The 16,658-nt window shown below is 67.8% G+C and carries 20 protein-coding genes; 6 read left to right on the plus strand and 14 right to left on the minus strand.

The features are described 5' to 3' along the window. Nucleotide 1 precedes the first annotated feature (1 nt). Nucleotides 2–1,108 carry an HlyD family secretion protein gene (locus tag U1839_RS01075; protein ID WP_332801823.1) on the plus strand — a complete coding sequence of 369 codons (1,107 nt, stop codon included), beginning with the start codon at nt 2–4 and terminating at the stop codon, nt 1,106–1,108. Continuing rightward, complete coding sequence (locus U1839_RS01080) at nt 1,105–2,490, plus strand: efflux transporter outer membrane subunit (protein ID WP_332801824.1); 1,386 nt, start codon at nt 1,105–1,107, stop codon at nt 2,488–2,490. Before U1839_RS01075 ends, U1839_RS01080 begins: the two co-directional genes overlap by 4 nt. A gap of 58 nt (nt 2,491–2,548) precedes the next feature. Here U1839_RS01080 and U1839_RS01085 read toward each other — a convergent pair whose 3' ends face one another. Beyond that, the gene (locus U1839_RS01085) at nt 2,549–2,839 is read right to left on the minus strand and encodes a type II toxin-antitoxin system RelE/ParE family toxin (RefSeq protein ID WP_332801825.1); all 291 of its coding nucleotides are present in this window, start codon (nt 2,837–2,839) and stop codon (nt 2,549–2,551) included. Continuing rightward, entirely contained in the window at nt 2,832–3,218 is a 387-nt protein-coding gene (locus U1839_RS01090) for a type II toxin-antitoxin system ParD family antitoxin (protein WP_332801826.1), read from the minus strand. Before U1839_RS01090 ends, U1839_RS01085 begins: the two co-directional genes overlap by 8 nt. A gap of 44 nt (nt 3,219–3,262) precedes the next feature. Between U1839_RS01090 and U1839_RS01095 the strand changes: the two genes are divergently transcribed. The 3 genes from U1839_RS01095 to U1839_RS01105 all read left to right on the plus strand — a co-directional run bounded on the left by U1839_RS01095 (nt 3,263) and on the right by U1839_RS01105 (nt 6,689). Then, the gene (locus U1839_RS01095; RefSeq protein WP_332801827.1) at nt 3,263–4,420 is read left to right on the plus strand and encodes an acyl-CoA dehydrogenase family protein; all 1,158 of its coding nucleotides are present in this window, start codon (nt 3,263–3,265) and stop codon (nt 4,418–4,420) included. A gap of 89 nt (nt 4,421–4,509) precedes the next feature. Then, nucleotides 4,510–5,181 carry a thioredoxin domain-containing protein gene (locus U1839_RS01100; RefSeq protein WP_332801828.1) on the plus strand — a complete coding sequence of 224 codons (672 nt, stop codon included), beginning with the start codon at nt 4,510–4,512 and terminating at the stop codon, nt 5,179–5,181. Nucleotides 5,182–5,366: 185 nt separating this feature from the next. Continuing rightward, nucleotides 5,367–6,689 carry a methyltransferase family protein gene (locus U1839_RS01105; RefSeq protein WP_332801829.1) on the plus strand — a complete coding sequence of 441 codons (1,323 nt, stop codon included), beginning with the start codon at nt 5,367–5,369 and terminating at the stop codon, nt 6,687–6,689. Nucleotides 6,690–6,710: 21 nt separating this feature from the next. Here the strand turns inward: U1839_RS01105 and U1839_RS01110 are convergent, their stop codons facing one another. The 8 genes from U1839_RS01110 to U1839_RS01145 all read right to left on the minus strand — a co-directional run bounded on the left by U1839_RS01110 (nt 6,711) and on the right by U1839_RS01145 (nt 11,767). Continuing rightward, a complete protein-coding gene (locus U1839_RS01110) occupies nt 6,711–7,292 on the minus strand; it encodes a hemerythrin domain-containing protein (protein WP_332801830.1) in 582 nt (193 codons plus the stop codon). 51 nt (nt 7,293–7,343) lie between these two features. Beyond that, nucleotides 7,344–7,703 (minus strand): ribosomal maturation YjgA family protein, encoded by a 360-nt coding sequence (locus U1839_RS01115; protein ID WP_332801831.1) that lies wholly within the window; start codon nt 7,701–7,703, stop codon nt 7,344–7,346. A gap of 137 nt (nt 7,704–7,840) precedes the next feature. Continuing rightward, nucleotides 7,841–8,872, minus strand: a complete 1,032-nt coding sequence (gene mtnA, locus U1839_RS01120; protein ID WP_332801832.1) for an S-methyl-5-thioribose-1-phosphate isomerase — start codon at nt 8,870–8,872, stop codon at nt 7,841–7,843. 10 nt (nt 8,873–8,882) lie between these two features. Continuing rightward, nucleotides 8,883–9,521: an acireductone synthase gene (gene mtnC / locus U1839_RS01125; RefSeq protein ID WP_332801833.1), complete on the minus strand. Its 639-nt coding sequence runs from the start codon at nt 9,519–9,521 to the stop codon at nt 8,883–8,885. Beyond that, a complete protein-coding gene (locus U1839_RS01130) occupies nt 9,518–10,069 on the minus strand; it encodes a 1,2-dihydroxy-3-keto-5-methylthiopentene dioxygenase (protein WP_332801834.1) in 552 nt (183 codons plus the stop codon). The genes mtnC and U1839_RS01130 overlap by 4 nt, the downstream gene beginning before the upstream one ends. After that, nucleotides 10,066–10,698: a methylthioribulose 1-phosphate dehydratase gene (locus tag U1839_RS01135; protein ID WP_332801835.1), complete on the minus strand. Its 633-nt coding sequence runs from the start codon at nt 10,696–10,698 to the stop codon at nt 10,066–10,068. The genes U1839_RS01130 and U1839_RS01135 overlap by 4 nt, the downstream gene beginning before the upstream one ends. Before the next feature lie 482 nt (nt 10,699–11,180). Next, complete coding sequence (locus tag U1839_RS01140) at nt 11,181–11,480, minus strand: HigA family addiction module antitoxin (protein WP_332801836.1); 300 nt, start codon at nt 11,478–11,480, stop codon at nt 11,181–11,183. Beyond that, nucleotides 11,480–11,767: a type II toxin-antitoxin system RelE/ParE family toxin gene (locus U1839_RS01145; RefSeq protein WP_332801837.1), complete on the minus strand. Its 288-nt coding sequence runs from the start codon at nt 11,765–11,767 to the stop codon at nt 11,480–11,482. The genes U1839_RS01140 and U1839_RS01145 overlap by 1 nt, the downstream gene beginning before the upstream one ends. A 198-nt stretch (nt 11,768–11,965) precedes the next feature. Here U1839_RS01145 and U1839_RS01150 point away from each other — a divergent pair, with 198 nt between their 5' ends. Further along, entirely contained in the window at nt 11,966–12,301 is a 336-nt protein-coding gene (locus tag U1839_RS01150) for a hypothetical protein (RefSeq protein WP_332801838.1), read from the plus strand. 34 nt (nt 12,302–12,335) lie between these two features. Here U1839_RS01150 and U1839_RS01155 read toward each other — a convergent pair whose 3' ends face one another. The 4 genes from U1839_RS01155 to U1839_RS01170 form a co-directional block, all read right to left on the minus strand. Next, nucleotides 12,336–12,539, minus strand: a complete 204-nt coding sequence (locus tag U1839_RS01155; protein WP_332801839.1) for a hypothetical protein — start codon at nt 12,537–12,539, stop codon at nt 12,336–12,338. Between the two features lie 725 nt (nt 12,540–13,264). Beyond that, complete coding sequence (locus tag U1839_RS01160) at nt 13,265–14,638, minus strand: glutamate--cysteine ligase (protein WP_332801840.1); 1,374 nt, start codon at nt 14,636–14,638, stop codon at nt 13,265–13,267. A gap of 91 nt (nt 14,639–14,729) precedes the next feature. After that, nucleotides 14,730–15,131 carry a hypothetical protein gene (locus U1839_RS01165; protein WP_332801841.1) on the minus strand — a complete coding sequence of 134 codons (402 nt, stop codon included), beginning with the start codon at nt 15,129–15,131 and terminating at the stop codon, nt 14,730–14,732. Nucleotides 15,132–15,511: 380 nt separating this feature from the next. Next, nucleotides 15,512–16,252, minus strand: a complete 741-nt coding sequence (locus tag U1839_RS01170) for a 16S rRNA (uracil(1498)-N(3))-methyltransferase (protein WP_332801842.1) — start codon at nt 16,250–16,252, stop codon at nt 15,512–15,514. Between the last annotated feature and the right edge of the window lie 406 nt (nt 16,253–16,658).

Below are 16,658 nucleotides of genomic sequence, written 5' to 3' on the forward strand. Positions count from 1 at the left end.
GATGGACGAAACGGTCATGACGACGCCCGATCCGCAGGTCGACGCGCCGCCGCGCGGCTGGCGCCCGCCGGCGCGGAGCGGCACGACGCTGGTCATGATCGTCGTCATCGCGTTGCTCGCGGTGCTGGCGATTCTCTACGCCTGGCGGCTGCCGCCGTTCGCCGGGCTGCGCGAGGACACCGACAATGCCTATGTCCGCGGCAAGGTGACGATCATCAGCCCGCAGGTCAGCGGTTATGTCACCTCGGTGCCGGTGCAGGACTTTGCCGAGGTCAAGGCGGGGCAGGTGCTGGCGACGATCGACGACCGCATCTACCGCGCACGCGTCGCGCAGGCGCAGGCCAACGTCGCCGCGCAGGAGGCGGCGCTGGCCAATTCGGCGCAGGCGCAGCGCTCGCGCGAAACCGCGACGCTGAGCCAGGACGCCGCCATCGCCAGCGCACGGGCGCAGCGCGACAAGGCGCGCGCCGACATGCGCCGCGCCGACACGTTGGTCGCCGATGGATCGATCTCGGCGCGTGAGCATGACCAGACGCGCGCCGCGCTGCTCGCGGCCGAGGCGACGGTGCGCCAGGCCGAGGCCGGGCGCGCGATCGGCACGCAGGACGTGCGCACCGTGATGGTCGGGCGCGGCGGGCTGCAGGCGGCGGTCGAGGCGGCGAAGGCGCAGCTTCGGCTGGCGCAGATCGACCTCGACAATAGCGTGATCCGCGCGCCGGTCGACGGCCAGCTGTCGGAGATCGGGGTGCGCAACGGCGCGTTCGTCAGCCCCGGCACACAGCTGTTGTTCCTCGTGCCGCACGACGTGTGGATCGTCGCCAATTTCAAGGAAGCGCAGACCCGCGACATGCGCATCGGCCAGCCGGTGACCTTCCGCGTCGATGCGCTGGGCAACGTAAAGCTGCGCGGCCATGTCGAGAGTCTGGCGCCGGCGGCGGGGTCGGAGTTCGCGGTGATCAAGTCCGACAATGCCACCGGCAATTTCGTCAAGGTCGCGCAGCGCATCGCGGTGCGCATCGCGATCGAGCCGAACCAGTCGATGCCGCGGCGGCTCCAGCCCGGCATGTCGGTCGAGGTGGCGATCGATACGCGCGGGGGCGGGCGATGACGCGCGCGGGCGCGGCGGCGCTGCTGCTGGCGGGTGCGCTTGGCGGGTGCGCCCGGCCGCATATCGCGACCACGCCGGTCGCGCCGGTCACGCCGGCAGCGGCATGGCGCACCGACCCGGGCGCGGTGGCGCCGCTCGACCGGCTGTGGTGGCGCGGCTTTGGCGATCCGGCGCTCGCCGCGCTGGTCGACAAGGCGCTGGCCAACAACAGCGACATCGCGATCGCCGCGGCGCGGGTGCGCGAGGCGCGCGCCACGGCCGATCTGGCGCGCGCGCAGCAGTTGCCGACGCTCGACGGCGGTGCCGGCGCGGGCCGGTCGCGCGCGGTGAGCGCGTTCGGCACGCCGCAGGTGCAGAGCTATTTCCAGCCGCAGCTCCAGGCGGCCTATGAGGTCGACCTGTTCGGGCGGCTCGCCGACAGCGCCTCGGCGGCGCGCAGTGCGTGGCTGGCGAGCGCGGCGGCGCGCGACGCGGCGCGGCTCGCGGTGACCAGCGCGACCGCCAATCTCTACATCACCCTGCTCGGGCTCGATGCGCGGCTGGCGGTGGCGCGCGACACGCTGGCGGCCCGCGCCGGCGCGCTCAAGCTGGCGACCTCGCGCGACAGAGCGGGCTATTCGCCGCGGCTCGAGCTGCAACAGGCGCAGGCCGAATATGACGCGACGGCGCAGATCATCCCGCAGATCGAGGCGTCGATTGCGCGCGCCGAGAATGGGCTGAGCCTGCTGACCGGCGACGTGCCGGGGCCGATCGCGCGCGGCGGCACGCTCGCCGCGCTGGCGCTGCCGCCGATCCCCGACGGCCTGCCGTCCGACCTGCTCGAACGCCGCCCCGACATCGCCCAGGCCGCCGACCAGCTCGCCGCGGCGGATTCGTCGCTGGCGGCGGCGCGCAAGCGCTTCCTGCCGCAATTGCGGCTGACCGGGGCGGCGGGCGCGGCCTTTTCGACGCTGCTCGGCGACCCGATCACGATCTGGTCGATCGGCGGCAGCGTGCTCGCGCCCTTGTTCGAGGGCGGGCGGCTGCGCGCCCAGGCCAATGTCGCCGCCGCGCAGCGCGACCAGGCCGCGCAGGGTTATCGCCGCACCGTGCTGACCAGCTTCCGCGAGGTCGAGGACGCGCTGGCGACCAGCAGGCATCTCGACGAGCAGATCGCACTGGCGCGGCACCAGCGCGACACGCTGGCCGAGGCATTCCGCCTGGCGACCAACCGCTACCGCGAGGGCTATTCCTCCTATCTCGAACAGCTCGACGCGCAGCGCGGCCTGCTCAGCGCGCAGCTGGCGCTGGTCGGGCTGGAAACCGATGCGCGAACGGCGCGGGTGCAGCTCTATCAGGCGATGGGCGGCGGCTGGCGCGCGGGGGATGTGGACCGGCATTGACGCTCGCGCCGGATGACTTGCCGGTGTTCGCAAGCCTTTCCGGTCATGTCAGACGGCATCAAAGGTGACGGGCAGCATCCATGCGTTGGTGCAGGATGCGGACGACAGCGATGCCGGAGCGCGTTACGCGGAAATAGATGACATGTTGTTCGATGCTGCGCCGGCGATAACCCGGCCTGATGCTCGTACAGTCCTGCGCGCGCTGCGGCGCCTCGGCGAGATCGGCGCAGGCGGCCGCGATCAGGTCGGTGTAATCCAGCGCTTGCCGCAAGCCCCACTGCGCGACGCTGTAGTCGAACACCGCGTCGAGATCGCGCTGAGCGCGCGGCGTGAGGCGAAATTCAGCCATGCTCTGCGGTTTTGCGCTGCTTGAAGGCGGCAAAATCGAACCGCTCCGGCGCGCCGCTCTGCTCGCCTTCGATCAGCGCCTGGCGGATCGTCTCGATTTCGAAACTTCGTTCCTGCGCGCGCCGGATGAGATCGCGGATTGCCTCGCTGTCATTGGTGTAGCTGCCGGCCTCGATCTGGGCGGCAATCCACGCATCCTGCTGCGTGGTGAGCGTGATGGTCTTGCGTACGGTTGCCATGAAGGAATCCGATCTACCGGTCGTGAATTGGATCATCATACTATTGGTGCGTAATAGTGCAAAGCCGCCCGACAGCGTTTGCGACGCGCCGATGTGCGATGTTGCTGCGCCCGCCGACGGGTGTTCCTTGCGCTGCCGCACTGGGGCATGACGAGCGGCGGTAGGAACGTGGGACGGGTAGCGGCATGAACTTCGAACTGGATGACGAGCATCGCATGCTCAAGGAGCTGGTGCGGCGCTTCGTCGACAGCGAGCTGATGCCGCTCGAGCCGCGCGTGCTGGAGCGTGAGGCGGCGGGACAGTCGCCCGCGCTGACCGCGGAGGAAGCCGCAAAGGTCGACGCGGTGTCGCGCGACATGGGACTGTGGGGGCTCGATGCGCCGCTCGATGTCGGCGGGGTCGATCTGCCGGCGGTGGCGATGGTCGGGGTCAATGAGGAGATCGGGCGGACGATCGTGCCTTATACGCTGCCGCCCGACTCGCCCAATCTGCGCATGCTGATGGCGACCGTCACCGAGCGCCAGCGCGACGCCTATCTCGCACCCTATGTGCGCGGCGAGACGATCTCGGCGATCGGCATCTCCGAGCCCGGCGCGGGCTCCGATCCGGCGGCGATGACCACGAAGGCGGTGCGCGATGGCGAGGACTGGGTGCTGAGCGGCCGCAAGATCTGGATCAGCCGCGCGGCAGAGGCCGACTTCACCATCGTCATGGCGGTGACCGGGCGCCACGGCGACCGCAGCGCGATCTCGGCCTTTCTCGTCGACCGCGACACGCCCGGGTTCAACGTGCTGCGGCGCATCCCGATGATCGGCGGGCAGGCGACCTATGAGGTGGCGCTCGACGATTGCCGCGTCCCGGGGTGGAAGCTGCTCGGCACCGAAGGCGCGGGTTTCGCGCCGATGCAGCTGCGGCTCGGCACGCGGCGGATCGAGATGGCGGCATGGTCGATCGGCATGGCGCAGCGTGCGCTCGACATGATGATCGACTTTGCCCCGCAGCGCTCCACCTTCGGCCAGAAGCTGTCGGAACGCCAGGCGGTGCAATTCTGGGTCGCGGATGCCGCGACGCGCATCCATGCCGCGCGGCTGATGACCTATGACTGTGCGTGGAAGCTCGACCAGGGGCGTGACGTGCGGCTGGAAATCTCGATGATCAAGGCCGACGCGATCGAGATGGCATGGACCGTGGTCGACCATGCGATGCAATGCTTCGGCGCGATGGGCATGACGCGCGAGCTGCCGCTGCACCTGATGGCGAGCCGGCTGCGCGCGATGCGCATCTATGACGGGCCGACCGAGATTCACAAATGGGTGGTGGCGCGCAGCCTGTTGCGCGGCTGATCCCAGGCACTTGCGGCAAACGGCTTGTGAGCGCGGGCACGGCGGCGCAGGATCGGGCTTCCCGTCTTCCCGCGGAAAGGGCCGGACCGATGACCTGTCGCCAACTGCTCGCGCTGCTGCTGCTCGGCCTGGCATGGCCTGCCGCGGCGCAGACCGGCAGCCCGCCCGCCACACCCGCCGGGCAGACCGAGACCCCACCCGCTACGGAGGAGGATCCCGCACTGGCACCGCGGCTCGAGGACCGGCCATTCGGGGTGCCGTTCGGCCATGCCTGGCTCGGCGCGGCGGACGGCGACGTGACGCTGCTCGTCTTTGCCGACTATGCCTGCCCGGCGTGCCGCGCGGCACAGCCGGTGATCGACCAACTGATTGCCGCAGATCCGCATCTGAGGGTCGTCTATCTCATCCTCGTCAACGAGGAGGAGGGACGCCAGGCGGCGATGACCAGCGTGGCGGTCGCGCAGACCGGCGCCGACTGGAGCAAGTTCCACCACGCGCTCGATGCCGGCGGCGACCCCGGCCCGGCGGGTATCGCCGCCGCGCTCAAGGCCGCCGGGATCGACCCGGCGAGCCTGCCGCCGCTCAGCGGCGACGCGCTGATCGACAGCCCGGTACTGGCCGAGCTCAACCGCAACGACCGCCTGCTGGTTGATCACAAGGGCACGGCATTGCCGGCATGGCTTATCGGCACGGGCAAGGCGCGCAACGGTTTCGACCCTGTGGTGCTGCGCGCGGTGATCGCCAAGGCGCGGGCGAAGTAGCGGGCGGGCCTGCAAGACAATCCGTCATGCCGGACTCGTTCCGGCATCCACCGGCCCGCAAGAGCGTCGGCCTGTGAGCTTGCGGCACAGTGGACCCCGGAACAAGTCCGGGGTGACGGTGTGGGAATGCTCCACCCGCGCATCCTTCACGGGTTGCTTACCATTTTCGGGCTAGGCCAGCGGCGATGTATCACGACACCGCCCTCGCCACCGCGGCCAAGGCCGATCCGCGCCCGACCTCCGCCGTTTCGACCGGTTGCGGGCTGGCCGGCCTCGCCGGGCTGCTTTGCTGGGTCGGCGTGGCACGCTGGTACGGGATGGACGGGCCGTTCGCGGCGCTGGTCAATCTCGCGGCGTGCGGGCTGCCGATGATGGTCTGGGCGGTGCTGGTCGACAAGGTCCACCTGAACGCCTCGACCGGGATCGCCTGGGGCCATGCCAAGCCGTGGCGCGAGACGATCGATATCAGCCTGACCAAGCTTGCCGGGCTGTGGCTGACCTGGGCCGGGATCGCGCTGATCTACGGCACCGGGCGCTTCTATTGGCAGGGCAATTTCGCCTTTGCGATGTGGTGCTTCGGCTATGCCGCGCCGATCCTGTTCGTCGCCTCGATCCCTTATATCATCCTGCTCGACCAGCGCGCGACCGACCCCAAGGACGGTTGCTGGTCGCTCGGCGCATGGCTGATGGGGCTCGACGAGCCGGTCGACCGCGAGGCGATCTTCAACCATCTGCGTAGCTGGGGGGTGAAGACCTTCTTCCTCGCCTTCATGCTGGCGATCGTGCCGGGCGGCTTCGGCGATTTCGTGCGCGGCGATCTGTCGGCGGTGCTGCACGATCCGGTCGCGCTGGCCAACTGGCTGATCACCTTCATGTTCGTGATCGACGTGGCGTTCGCGACCGTCGGCTACATCCTCGCGATGAAGCCGCTCGACTCGCACATCCGCACCGCGACGCCCTATGCCGCGGGCTGGATGGCGGCGCTGATCTGCTATCCGCCGTTCATCCTGATGGCCGATGGCGGGCCGCTCGATTACCATCCCGGCACGTCCGACTGGATGCACTGGTTCGCCGGGCATCCGGTGCTCCTCGCCGCGACCGGCGCGGTGCTGGTCGGGCTGACCGCGATCTATGCCTGGGCGACGATCGCCTTCGGCTTCCGCTTCTCCAACCTGACCAACCGCGGCATCCTGACGCACGGGCCCTATGCCTTTACGCGCCACCCGGCCTATCTGTCGAAGAACCTGTTCTGGTGGATCTCGACCATCCCGTTCCTGACCACCACGGGCTCGCTGGTCGATGCGGCGCGCGCGACGATCATCCTCGGCTGCGTCAGCGGGGTCTATTACTGGCGGGCGAAGACCGAGGAGCGGCATCTGTCGCTCGACCCGGACTACCGCGCCTATTCGGCATGGATGGACCGCAACGGGCTGGTGCCGCGTGCGTTCGACTGGGCGCTGGGACGCCAGCGCCCGGTGGCTCTCGACAGCAACCCGCCCCAGGCTTGACGCCGTCGCCGACGCGGTACCTCAGCCGACGCTGCGCTCGCCATGTTCGAGCATTGCCGGGATGACCAACTCTTCCTCGTCGGCCAGATGCCGGCCGAGCAGCGCGTGCAGCCGGTCGGCGGCGGCGGCGTGGCGGTCGGTGGCGCGGCGGCGCGTGTCGTCGTCGCCCGGCAACGCGGCGAGCAGCGCGCGCGCGGTGTCGATCGAAGCGGTCAGCGCGTCATGGATGATCGCATGGTCGCTTTCGAGCAAATCGAACCCGGCGACCATGCGCGGGTCGAGCGCGCGGAATTTGGGGAAATAGGCGGCATCCTCGATCTGGTGATGGCCGTTCAGATGCTGCAGGAAATGGTTGAGGCGCGGGACGAACAGGCGCTGGAACGATTCAGCGTCGGCGCGGCGCTCGCGGAACGACGACACGATCCGCTGCAGCGCCTCGCCTTGTTCTTGCAGATTGGCATGGATCCGCAGCCAGAAGGCGGCGAGCTCGCCGAAATTGTCGTGCCCGCGCCAGGTCGGCGCCGGCCAGGCCGCGCGTAGATAGGCGATCTCCGCCGGCAGGCCGGTGCGGTCGGGCAGCAGCAGGTCGGGCGGTATCGTCATGCGGATCGCTTCTCTGGCATGCGGCACGGCCCGCAAGGCGGTGGCGCCCGGTTAGGCCGCGTGCTGCGTCAGGGCAAGGCGCCCGCGCCACGCCGCCTCGGCGACGAGCAGCATGACCACGCCGCCGGCATAAGCGAGGAAATCCCACGGGTCGAAACCGGTGCCGAGCACCACGCGCGCGACGCGGCAGTGGCCCAGGCCGATCCGGTCGACGAGATGGACGAACTGGCCGAGCTCGATCGCGCAGGCAATGGCGAAGGCGCCGACGGCGGCGGAGCGCACCCCGAGCGGCGCCACCGCGCGCAGCGCGCAATAGACCAGCACCACCGCCAGGCCGTCGCCGAGCCACGGGCGGACGAAGCCGTCATGGACGAAGGCGGCGATGGCGGCTTCGCTCAGGAAGACGAGCAAAGCGACGATGGCGTAGGAAATGCGCGACGTGATGATGCTGCTCCCCGGATTGGCCGTGCCGTCATGGCACCCGGGGATCGAGATATGATGCAGCGGCGCGGCTGATTCCGTGGAGCGCGGCGTCGCCGGCCGGCACGCTAGACCGTGGCGAGCAAGCCGCGCTCGGTAAGATACCCCGTCACCAGCCGTGCCGGGGTGACGTCGAAGGCCGGATTGGCGGCGGGCGATGCGGTCACGCGGATCGTCCCGCCCTCACCCGCGACCGTCGTCACCTCGTCGCCGCTGCGCTCCTCGATCGGCACCTCGGCGCCGGTCGCGGTGGCGGCGTCGAAGGTAGTGTAGGGCAGGGCGACATAGAAGGGCACGTCATTGTCCTGCGCGGCGAGCGCCTTGAGATAGGTGCCGATCTTGTTGCAGACATCGCCATTGGCGGTGACGCGGTCGGTGCCGACGATCACCGCGTCGACCTGGCCCTGCATCATCAGATGGCCGCCGGCATTGTCGACGATCACGGTGTGCGGCACGCCGTGCCCGGCCAGCTCGAACGCGGTGAGCAGCGCGCCCTGGTTGCGCGGCCGCGTCTCGTCGACCCAGACATGGACCGGGATGCCGGCATCGTGCGCGAGATAGATCGGCGCGGTCGCGGTGCCGTAATCGACCGTCGCCAGCCAGCCGGCATTGCAATGCGTCAGGATGTTGAGCGGCCGGTCGGGATGCCGGGCATGCAGCTCGCGGAACAGCGCGAGCCCATGCTCGCCGATCGCGCGGTTGAGCGCGACATCCTCGTCGCAGATCGCATCGGCATGCGCGAACGCCGCGGCGCCGCGTTCGGCCGGGGGCAGCGGGCGCACCGCCGCCGCGACGGCATCGAGCGCCCAGCGCAGATTGACCGCGGTCGGCCGCGACGCGAGCAGCAGCGCATGCGCCGCGTCGAGCGCGGCGTCCGAGCCATCCGCCGCTAGCGCGATCGCCAGGCCATAGGCGGCGGTCGCGCCGATCAGCGGGGCGCCGCGCGTCCACATCTCGCGGATCGCACGCTCGGCCTCTTCGACGCTGCGTAGCTCGACCCAGACGACCTCCCAGGGCAGCCGGCGCTGATCGAGGATGCGCGCGCCGCGCCCGTCGGTCGTGCGCGTGATCGAGCGCTGGTGACGGCCTTCGAGTTTCACAGCACTATCTTCACAGGTCGATCTCCTCGAACGTGGCGATGTCGCCCGTGCCGCCGGTGCGGTCGATCAGCAGCGCCTGCAGCCCGGCGGCACGCGCGGCGGCGATCTCCTGCGGGGTATCGGACAGGAACAGAATGGCCGCCGGCGCGAGGCCGATCGCGGCGGCGATCGCGTGGTACGAGGTTGCCTCGCGCTTGGGCCCGGTGGTGGTGTCGAAATAGCCCGAGAAGAGCGGGGTCAGGTCGCCGGCGTCGCTATAGCCGAACAGCAGCTTCTGCGCGGCGACCGAGCCCGAGGAGAAGATGTGCAAGCCGATGCCGTCGGCGTGCCAACGGCGCAGCGCCGCCGCCGCATCGGGATAGATGTGGCCGGTGAATTCGCCGTCGCGAAAGCCGTCGGCCCAGATCATGCCCTGCAAGGTCTTGAGCGGGGTCGCCTTGCGATCCTCGTCGATCCAGCGGAGCAGCGTTTCGACCGGATCGCCCGCTTCGGTCGCCGCGACCTCGGCGAGCAGCGGTGCGCTCTCGGCCGGATGCGCCGCGACGAAGGCCGGCAGCCGCGCGCGGGCATAGGGGAACAAAGTCTCGGCGACGAAGGCGATGCTGCTCGTCGTCCCCTCGATATCGGTCAGGATCGCGGCGGGCTTCACGCGGCGACGGGCTCGTGGCGGGGGAAGCGCGCGGCGATCGGGTCGCCGGTGAAGCGCGCCACCCAGCCATCGGGATTGACGAACAGCCGGATCACGGTGAAGCGCGGCGCGGCCCCCATGTCGAACCAGTGCTTCATCCCCGCCGGCACCGCGATCAGGTCGCCGGCGGTGCACAGCATGTTGAACACGCGGCCGCCCTCATGCAGCGTGAACAGCCCCGCGCCATCGACGAAGAAGCGCACCTCGTCCTCGGCATGGACATGCTCCGACAGGAACTTGTCGCGCAGCGTCGCGCGCTCGGGATGGTTGGGGGCGAGCGACATGACGTCGACCGAGCGATAACCGCCGCGCGCCTTGAGCCGCGCGATCTCGGGGGCGTAGAGGTCGAGGATTGCGGCGGGATCGCCGATGTCGCCGAGGTCGAGGGTCGGCCAGCGTTCGAACACGACTTCGACCTGCGCAAGCTCGGACGCGATCGTCTCGAGGTCGGCTGTGTCCAGCAGCGGCGTGGTGCCGTCGGTGTCGTCGAAGATCTGCAACCGGCTCATGGCTTGCTCCCGTGACGGAACCCGATTTCGGCGAGTTCGGCGGCGATCATCCACTCGATCCCCTCGATCACCCGCTCCGCTTCCGCCATGTCGCGGCCCCAGCCGTACAGCCCATGGCTGCGGATGAGATAGGCCGGGATCGCGCCCGGCGCCAGCAGCTGCCGCGCGACGGCGGCGTCGATCACCGCCATGTCCTGGCTGTTGTCGACGATCGGCAAAGCGACGGCCATGTCATGCGTGGTGATGCCGGGCAGGACCTTGAGCATCTCGTGCCCGCGCAGTTCATAAGAGGCGGCGGGGGCGAAGGCGCGGCTCAGCCCGACCGCCGCGGGGGAATGGCCGTGGAGCACCGCGCCGGCCTCCGGGAAGTCGCGATAGATGGCGAGATGCAGCGCGGTTTCGGCCGAGGGTTTCCTGCCGTCGAGCGAATGCCCGGCGGCGTCGACCGTCATGACATCGTCCGCGGTCAGCCGCCCCTTGTGCTTGCCCGACACCGTGACGGCGAAGCTGCCATCGGCGAGCCGCATCGAATAATTGCCCGCCGTCGCCGGTGCCCAGCCCTTGGCATCGAGCCAGCGCCCGACCGCGATGATCGCGTCCCGTCCTTCGGCAAGCGTGGTGGCGACCATTTGCGCGATGTTCCTTCGGACCTAAAGGGAGGGACGGACGAGGCGCTTTGCGTGCCGGCGCGGATTATCGGTTAGGCGGGTCGTGTACAAGCGCGCCGGTGCCGGCGGTTGCCTTCCTGTTATAGCCTGTATTTCGGCGCTTTGTTTTTTGCTCCCTGTTCCGATGGATTTCGGCAATGCAAATAGTGTGCCGCGCCAACGGGTTGAGGGCGATTGTCTGTTACGTCGGGAACAGGTCGCGCAACAGGGCGATAACAGGACCGATAACAGGAGGAACAGGCGCAATAACAGGAGCGCCGCCCCGGAGGCGTGCGCCCCTTGATGATAAACGACGATGAGAAACAGCGGGCGCGGTCGCGCGCGCCGGTGCTGCACGAGTTGCGGGGGAAGTTGAATCGCTCTCGGCGGTGAGGGACGCGGTGCAAGGCGCTGCAGTAACGGATTGTCGGTTTGCGCTGGCCCTATCTGCCTGGAGAATCGCCTTACGCCGCTTCGGTGAGCCGTTCGATCCTGACCGCGCCATGCAGGCGCGCCTGGGCAAGCTCATAGGCGGACTGCATGCGCATCATGGTGTCTGCCCGGACGCCGAAGGCCTGCTCGAAACGCAGCGCCATCTCGGCGGACAGCGCTGCGCGGCCGTTGAGCACGGCACTGAGCGCTGCCCGTGTCACGCCGAAATGCGCCGCCAGCGCGGTGACGGTCAGCCCGGCGGGTGCGACGATCTCGGCTCGCAGGAACGCGCCGGGGTGGACGGCGATCGTCGGATGTAGCTGGATAGCCATCAGTGATAATCCTCCAGGTCCAGATCCTCGATCGCGAGGGCTTGGTTGAGGCGGAATGTCATCCGCCAGTTCTTCGTCACGGTGAGCGACCATGTTCCGGCACGATCGCCGGTCAATTGATGCGCACCGAAATTCGGCGGGGTCAGCAGTTCCTCGACCGTCGCAATGGCAGTAAGGAAAGAGAGCATATTCCGCAGGCGATCGATGATGTTCGCGTTGAGGCCCCTCGTGCTGCCGGTTTCGGCAAAGCGGCGAAGTGCCTTGTGGCGAATCGACTCGATTTCCATGAGGAAATATAGGCGATCGAGGCGTATTGCGTCAAGCTACGCTATACGACTGAGCCCCGCTCGCGTTTATAGCGGAAATGACGGCGTATCGGACCTGGTTTTGCAACTCGACGATAACTGCTTGGTCGAAATCGATGGTGGCAGTCGCAGCGTGGGCGCCAGCATGATAGGCTGACACAAATAGGAGCATCGCGGGCCATGCGCATTTTGATCATCGGACTGTTGGTTGGTGGAGCGATGGCGCTCGAGGGCTGCGTCCCGATGATGGCGGCCAGCGCGGCCGGGGCGGCCATCCGTGGCGCGCGGGGCACCCCGGCGAGCAACGAAGGAGCCGAACCGGCGGCACGAGCCGCCTGTTCTGCTCGCGCCGAACAATATGGCGTTGCCCATGTTATCGATGTCGAACGCCGGTCGTCGGGTAAAATTGTCGTCTGGGGCACGGCGGGTGAGGGCGAAAACCGACGATCGTTCCAATGCGCTTATGGCAGCAAGATCACCTCTTTTACGCTGCGAGCGATTACTGCGCGGCGGTGATCGTTCTTAGCTCGTGCTCGATCATCGCTGCTGATCACGGCACAAACCGCTTCCAGAGCGCGCCACCAATTGCGCTTATTCCGACTGGTACCGGTCCCGTCTGCCACGACACGAACATCACCGTCGAGAGGATCAAGCCCAGCGCAAGCAACCCAATCCACGGGCGTTTGCTGTTGGCGATCGCCGATGGAATGTCGGCAATGCCCGTGCGGTGTCCCTTTGGTTTGGTGTCCTTCACTACACTCTTCCCGAATAGGTTTCGATGCCGTGACGTCCCCAACACGTGTTTACGAGATCGGGGCATCAACATTCGTCAAGCCTCTTTCCACAGAAAAAAACAGGTTTGAAACGGCAACGCGACAACCGCTGTCCACCACTCGAATGAGCCTCATCTATTCCCTCGCTATGCACCTTCGCAATTTCAGGATTTACCGCCTGTGATTACGGCGGGTTTGCAGCCACCGCTCGATGTGCAGAGCTAGCTCGTGGACCTATCTTGAAAAAGACCGCGCCTTCCTCGACGGCCCAGATGCTAACATTGGGAGCGATGATGCCGGGGATCAGTACCTTGTCTCCAAGGTCGAATCGGACGCATAGTAGCTGACGGGACAGGAAGACGGCGCGATGTGCCCTTTTGGAAGGGGCGCACCTTCTTGGCAGAGCGTCTTCCTGTTCCGCCCCTCACCACACCTTGGACCAGCGCAGCGAAGGCTGAGTTCCTGGGTTCGGACCCGAACTCAACATCAACAAGATTAGGTCGAGTCGGAAAAATAGCCAACCATGAAGGCGGGCCATTTCCATCCATTGGTCTCGCGCTGTCTTGGATTGCTGTTCGGCATGCGCGGACGGTGGCTACGCGAGCGTCGCTCATCGTTCGACTGACCGCGCATGGATGCTGAAACGAGTTCAGCATGACGAGCTGATTTTTGTGACGTTCCCCGGAAGGGAGGGGGCGAGATCAGATCAGAACCGCATTTCCTCATACACCTTCGACACATCCTCTCCCCACGCGCCGTAATAGCGATCGAGCAGCGCCTGCGCCGGCACCTTGCCGGTGCGGACGATGTCGCGCAGCGGATCGAGGAAACCCGTTTCGTTGCTGCCCGAGCTGTCGAAGCGCGCGCGCGCCGTCAGGCCGGCGGTGGCGATGTCGAGCACCTCGCCGGCGATATCCTTGAGCTTGCCGCCGCCGGGGATCGGCGCGTCGAGCGCGAGGCGGGGTACCGCGCTGCGCAGCGCCTCGCGTTCGTCCATCGTCCAGTCCTTGACCATGTCCCACGCCGCGTTGAGCGCGCTATCGTCATAGAGCAGGCCGACCCACAAGGCCGGCAGCGCGCAGATCCGGCCCCATGGCCCGCCATCGGCGCCGCGCATTTCGAGGAAGGTCTTGAGCCGCACCTCGGGGAAGGCGGTCGAGAGATGGTCGTTCCAGTCGTCGAGCGTCGGCTTTTCGCCGGGCAGAACGGCGAGCTCGCCCTTCAGGAAATCGCGGAACGACAGGCCGGCGGCGTCGATATATTTGCCGTCGCGGTAGACGAAGTACATCGGCACATCGAGCGCATATTCGGCATAGCGCTCATAGCCGAAGCCGTCCTCGAACACGAAGGGCAGCATGCCGGTGCGCGCCGGATCAGTGTCGGACCAGATATGGCTGCGGTAGCTGAGCATGCCGTTGGGCCGCCCTTCCGTGAAGGGCGAGTTGGCGAACAGCGCGGTCGCCAGCGGCTGCAGCGCGAGGCCGACGCGGAACTTCTTCACCATGTCGGCCTCGGACTGATAGTCGAGATTGACCTGGATGGTGCAGGTACGCAGCATCATGTCGAGCCCCATGGTGCCGACGCGCGGCATGTGGCGCAGCATGATCGCGTAGCGGCCCTTGGGCATGATCGGCAGCTCGGCACGCGTCTTGTCGGGCCACATGCCGAGGCCGAGAAAGCCGATGCCGAAGCGATCGCCGATCGCCTTGACCTGTTCGAGGTGGCGGCCGGTTTCGGCGCAGGTCTGGTGGAGATTGTCGAGCGGCGCGCCCGACAGCTCGAACTGGCCGGCGGGCTCAAGGCTGATGCTGCCGTCGGCGCCCGACATGGCGATCGCGTTGCCGCCCTCGAGCACCGGCTTCCAGCCATAGGCGGTCAGCGCGTCGAGCAGATCGCGGATGCCGCCCTTCTCGTCATAGCTCGGCGCATGATGGTCGGAGAGCGCATAGACGAACTTCTCATGCTCGGTGCCGATGCGCCACGCCGTGGGCGGTTTCTCGCCCCGGGCGAAGCTGGCGATGAGCTGGTCGCGCGACTCGATCGTCGGTGATGCGGCCTTGGTGTCGAGATGCGTGGTCATGATCGCGCCATAGCGGCCGCGCGGGTGGCCCGCCAGCGCGTTTCGAATTGCTACGGGGTTGGGCGTCCGGGGCAGCCCGCGATCCCGTCGGCTATCGGACTATGTGATCCCTGCGCCCCTCGAAGCATTTGATGTGCTGCATTGCCCGGCACAGGCGGGACGCTTCCAGCATGGCCCGAATTGCCTGCACGCGATCGCACGGCGCTGCCGGATCGGGGTTTACGATCACTTGGGGAATCGGCTGCAGCCATCCCCACCGCCTGATCCGGTCAGCCAGTTGCACGTCGGAGATTTGGGTCTCGCCATCTTCGAGCAATCTGCCCTGTGCATCGATTCTCAGTTCGTGAAACCACCCCTCGTGATCGAGACGATCCGATTCAGTGCGCCAGTGCGGTAGCGGCGTGTGACAGGCCTGCGCGTAGGTCGGGGGAGAGCACGCCGATTGCGACAGCGCGAGCGCACAGGCGAGCAACGCGATCAGTCGCACGTTCATGGTCCGATGATGCGTCAGGGGCGACCAGCATGCAATGGCCGCTGGCCGCCATCCCCGGATTAGCTGCCGTCGCATCTGTGCTCCGGATGCGCGGGTCGAGCGAAATGCCGAGCCTGCCACCCCGAGGACGCGAAGGCAGCACCTCCTGAAACAAATGCGTCGCGATGCCAACGCTGCGGGGCGCTGAGGGCCGCGCATTCTTCTCCCTCTCCCCTCAATGGGGAGAGGGTCGGGGAGAGGGGTGGCCACACGGGAGATATCGTTTTGGGGTCGCCCCCCTGTACCCGGCCAGCATTGGGTAAGCGGCGCCCCGCCGCTGTTCAGGTCATGCCGGGGGCATGACCGACCCGATGCTCCCCCAATGGGGAGAGGGAGAAGTGTCACCAATCCCCGTTCGCGGCCATCCACAGGCTGACCGCCGCCGCTGCTGCCGTATCGGCGCGCAGGATGCGCGGGCCGAGCGAGATGCCGACCGCGCCGGGCGTGGCGCGGATCGCGGCGCGTTCGTCGCTGTCGAAGCCGCCTTCGGGGCCGATCAGGATCGCGGCCGGGCCGGGGGCGGCGCGCATTGCTTCGAGCGCGGGGGTGCCGCCGGTCTCGTCGGCGAAGAACAGCGTTCGGCCGGCCGGCCAGTCGCGCAGCAGCGCGGCGAGCTTCACCGTCTCGGCCAGCTCGGGCAGCGCGGTGCGGCCGCATTGCTCGGCCGCCTCGACCATGTGCGCGCGCAGCCGATCGGCCTTGGGGTTGTCGACCACGCTGCGGCGCGTGACCACGAGCACGACGCGCGCGACGCCGAGCTCGCAGGCCTTTTCGACCATCCAGTCGATCCGGCCCTTTTTGAGCGGCGCGGCGCACAGCCACAGATCGGGCACTGCCTCGCGTTCGCGCAGCCGCTCCGTGACATCGAGCATGATGTCGCGGCGGCCGACATTGTTCGCCACGCCGAGCCATTCGCCGGTCCGGTCGTCGAACAGCTTGACCGGGTCGCCGGTCTTGAGCCGCATCACCGCGATCAGATAGTGGGCGGGCGGGCCGTCGATGCGCAGCGGGCCGGGCGCGAGCTCGCTCTCGACGTAAAGCCGTGGGGTCGATTGCGGCGGCCAGGCGGGGGTGGCGGGCATGACGCGGTCCTAGCCGGTGATGCGGCGGGCGTCATCCCGTCGATGATGCGGTTGAGGCCGGGAAGATTTTTCACGCGAAGGCGCTAAGGCGCGAAGAGTAGAAGATTGGTTCGCGCGGAGGTGTTGCGTCCGTGGTGGTGTTCCGGCTCGCTCGCGAGCCGGGGAATAGCGGCAAGGGATTCCTGCTGCGCGCTGGCCCTGCGGCGGGGCCAGTGTAGCGCAGGGCGACGGGCAAATATCTCTTCGCGCCTTCGCGCCTTCGCGTGAAACCCAGATGTTCACGCAGAGCCGCGAAGCGTCACCCGAATCTCCGCGTCTCCGCGCCTCCGCGTGAAAAAGAAAAATCGGTTCACGCGGAGACGCGGAACGAAAATTGCCGCAGGCGCGCGGCGTGGTTTTCCTGGTT

The organism is Parasphingomonas halimpatiens (assembly GCF_036663795.1).
Classification (GTDB): Bacteria; Pseudomonadota; Alphaproteobacteria; order Sphingomonadales; family Sphingomonadaceae; genus Sphingomonas.

Bases quoted from the DNA above. Each gene is read 5' to 3' on its own strand.
- U1839_RS01140 (WP_332801836.1), bottom strand. From the start codon at position 11,480: ATGGCTATCCAGCTACATCCGACGATCGCCGTCCACCCCGGCGCGTTC.
- U1839_RS01105 (WP_332801829.1), top strand. From the start codon at position 5,367: ATGTATCACGACACCGCCCTCGCCACCGCGGCCAAGGCCGATCCGCGC.
- U1839_RS01095 (WP_332801827.1), top strand. From the start codon at position 3,263: ATGAACTTCGAACTGGATGACGAGCATCGCATGCTCAAGGAGCTGGTG.
- U1839_RS01160 (WP_332801840.1), bottom strand. From the start codon at position 14,638: ATGACCACGCATCTCGACACCAAGGCCGCATCACCGACGATCGAGTCG.
- U1839_RS01085 (WP_332801825.1), bottom strand. From the start codon at position 2,839: ATGGCTGAATTTCGCCTCACGCCGCGCGCTCAGCGCGATCTCGACGCG.
- U1839_RS01145 (WP_332801837.1), bottom strand. From the start codon at position 11,767: ATGGAAATCGAGTCGATTCGCCACAAGGCACTTCGCCGCTTTGCCGAA.
- U1839_RS01150 (WP_332801838.1), top strand. From the start codon at position 11,966: ATGCGCATTTTGATCATCGGACTGTTGGTTGGTGGAGCGATGGCGCTC.
- U1839_RS01170 (WP_332801842.1), bottom strand. From the start codon at position 16,252: ATGCCCGCCACCCCCGCCTGGCCGCCGCAATCGACCCCACGGCTTTAC.
- U1839_RS01080 (WP_332801824.1), top strand. From the start codon at position 1,105: ATGACGCGCGCGGGCGCGGCGGCGCTGCTGCTGGCGGGTGCGCTTGGC.
- U1839_RS01075 (WP_332801823.1), top strand. From the start codon at position 2: ATGGACGAAACGGTCATGACGACGCCCGATCCGCAGGTCGACGCGCCG.
- U1839_RS01135 (WP_332801835.1), bottom strand. From the start codon at position 10,698: ATGGTCGCCACCACGCTTGCCGAAGGACGGGACGCGATCATCGCGGTC.
- U1839_RS01165 (WP_332801841.1), bottom strand. From the start codon at position 15,131: ATGAACGTGCGACTGATCGCGTTGCTCGCCTGTGCGCTCGCGCTGTCG.
- U1839_RS01110 (WP_332801830.1), bottom strand. From the start codon at position 7,292: ATGACGATACCGCCCGACCTGCTGCTGCCCGACCGCACCGGCCTGCCG.
- U1839_RS01100 (WP_332801828.1), top strand. From the start codon at position 4,510: ATGACCTGTCGCCAACTGCTCGCGCTGCTGCTGCTCGGCCTGGCATGG.
- U1839_RS01130 (WP_332801834.1), bottom strand. From the start codon at position 10,069: ATGAGCCGGTTGCAGATCTTCGACGACACCGACGGCACCACGCCGCTG.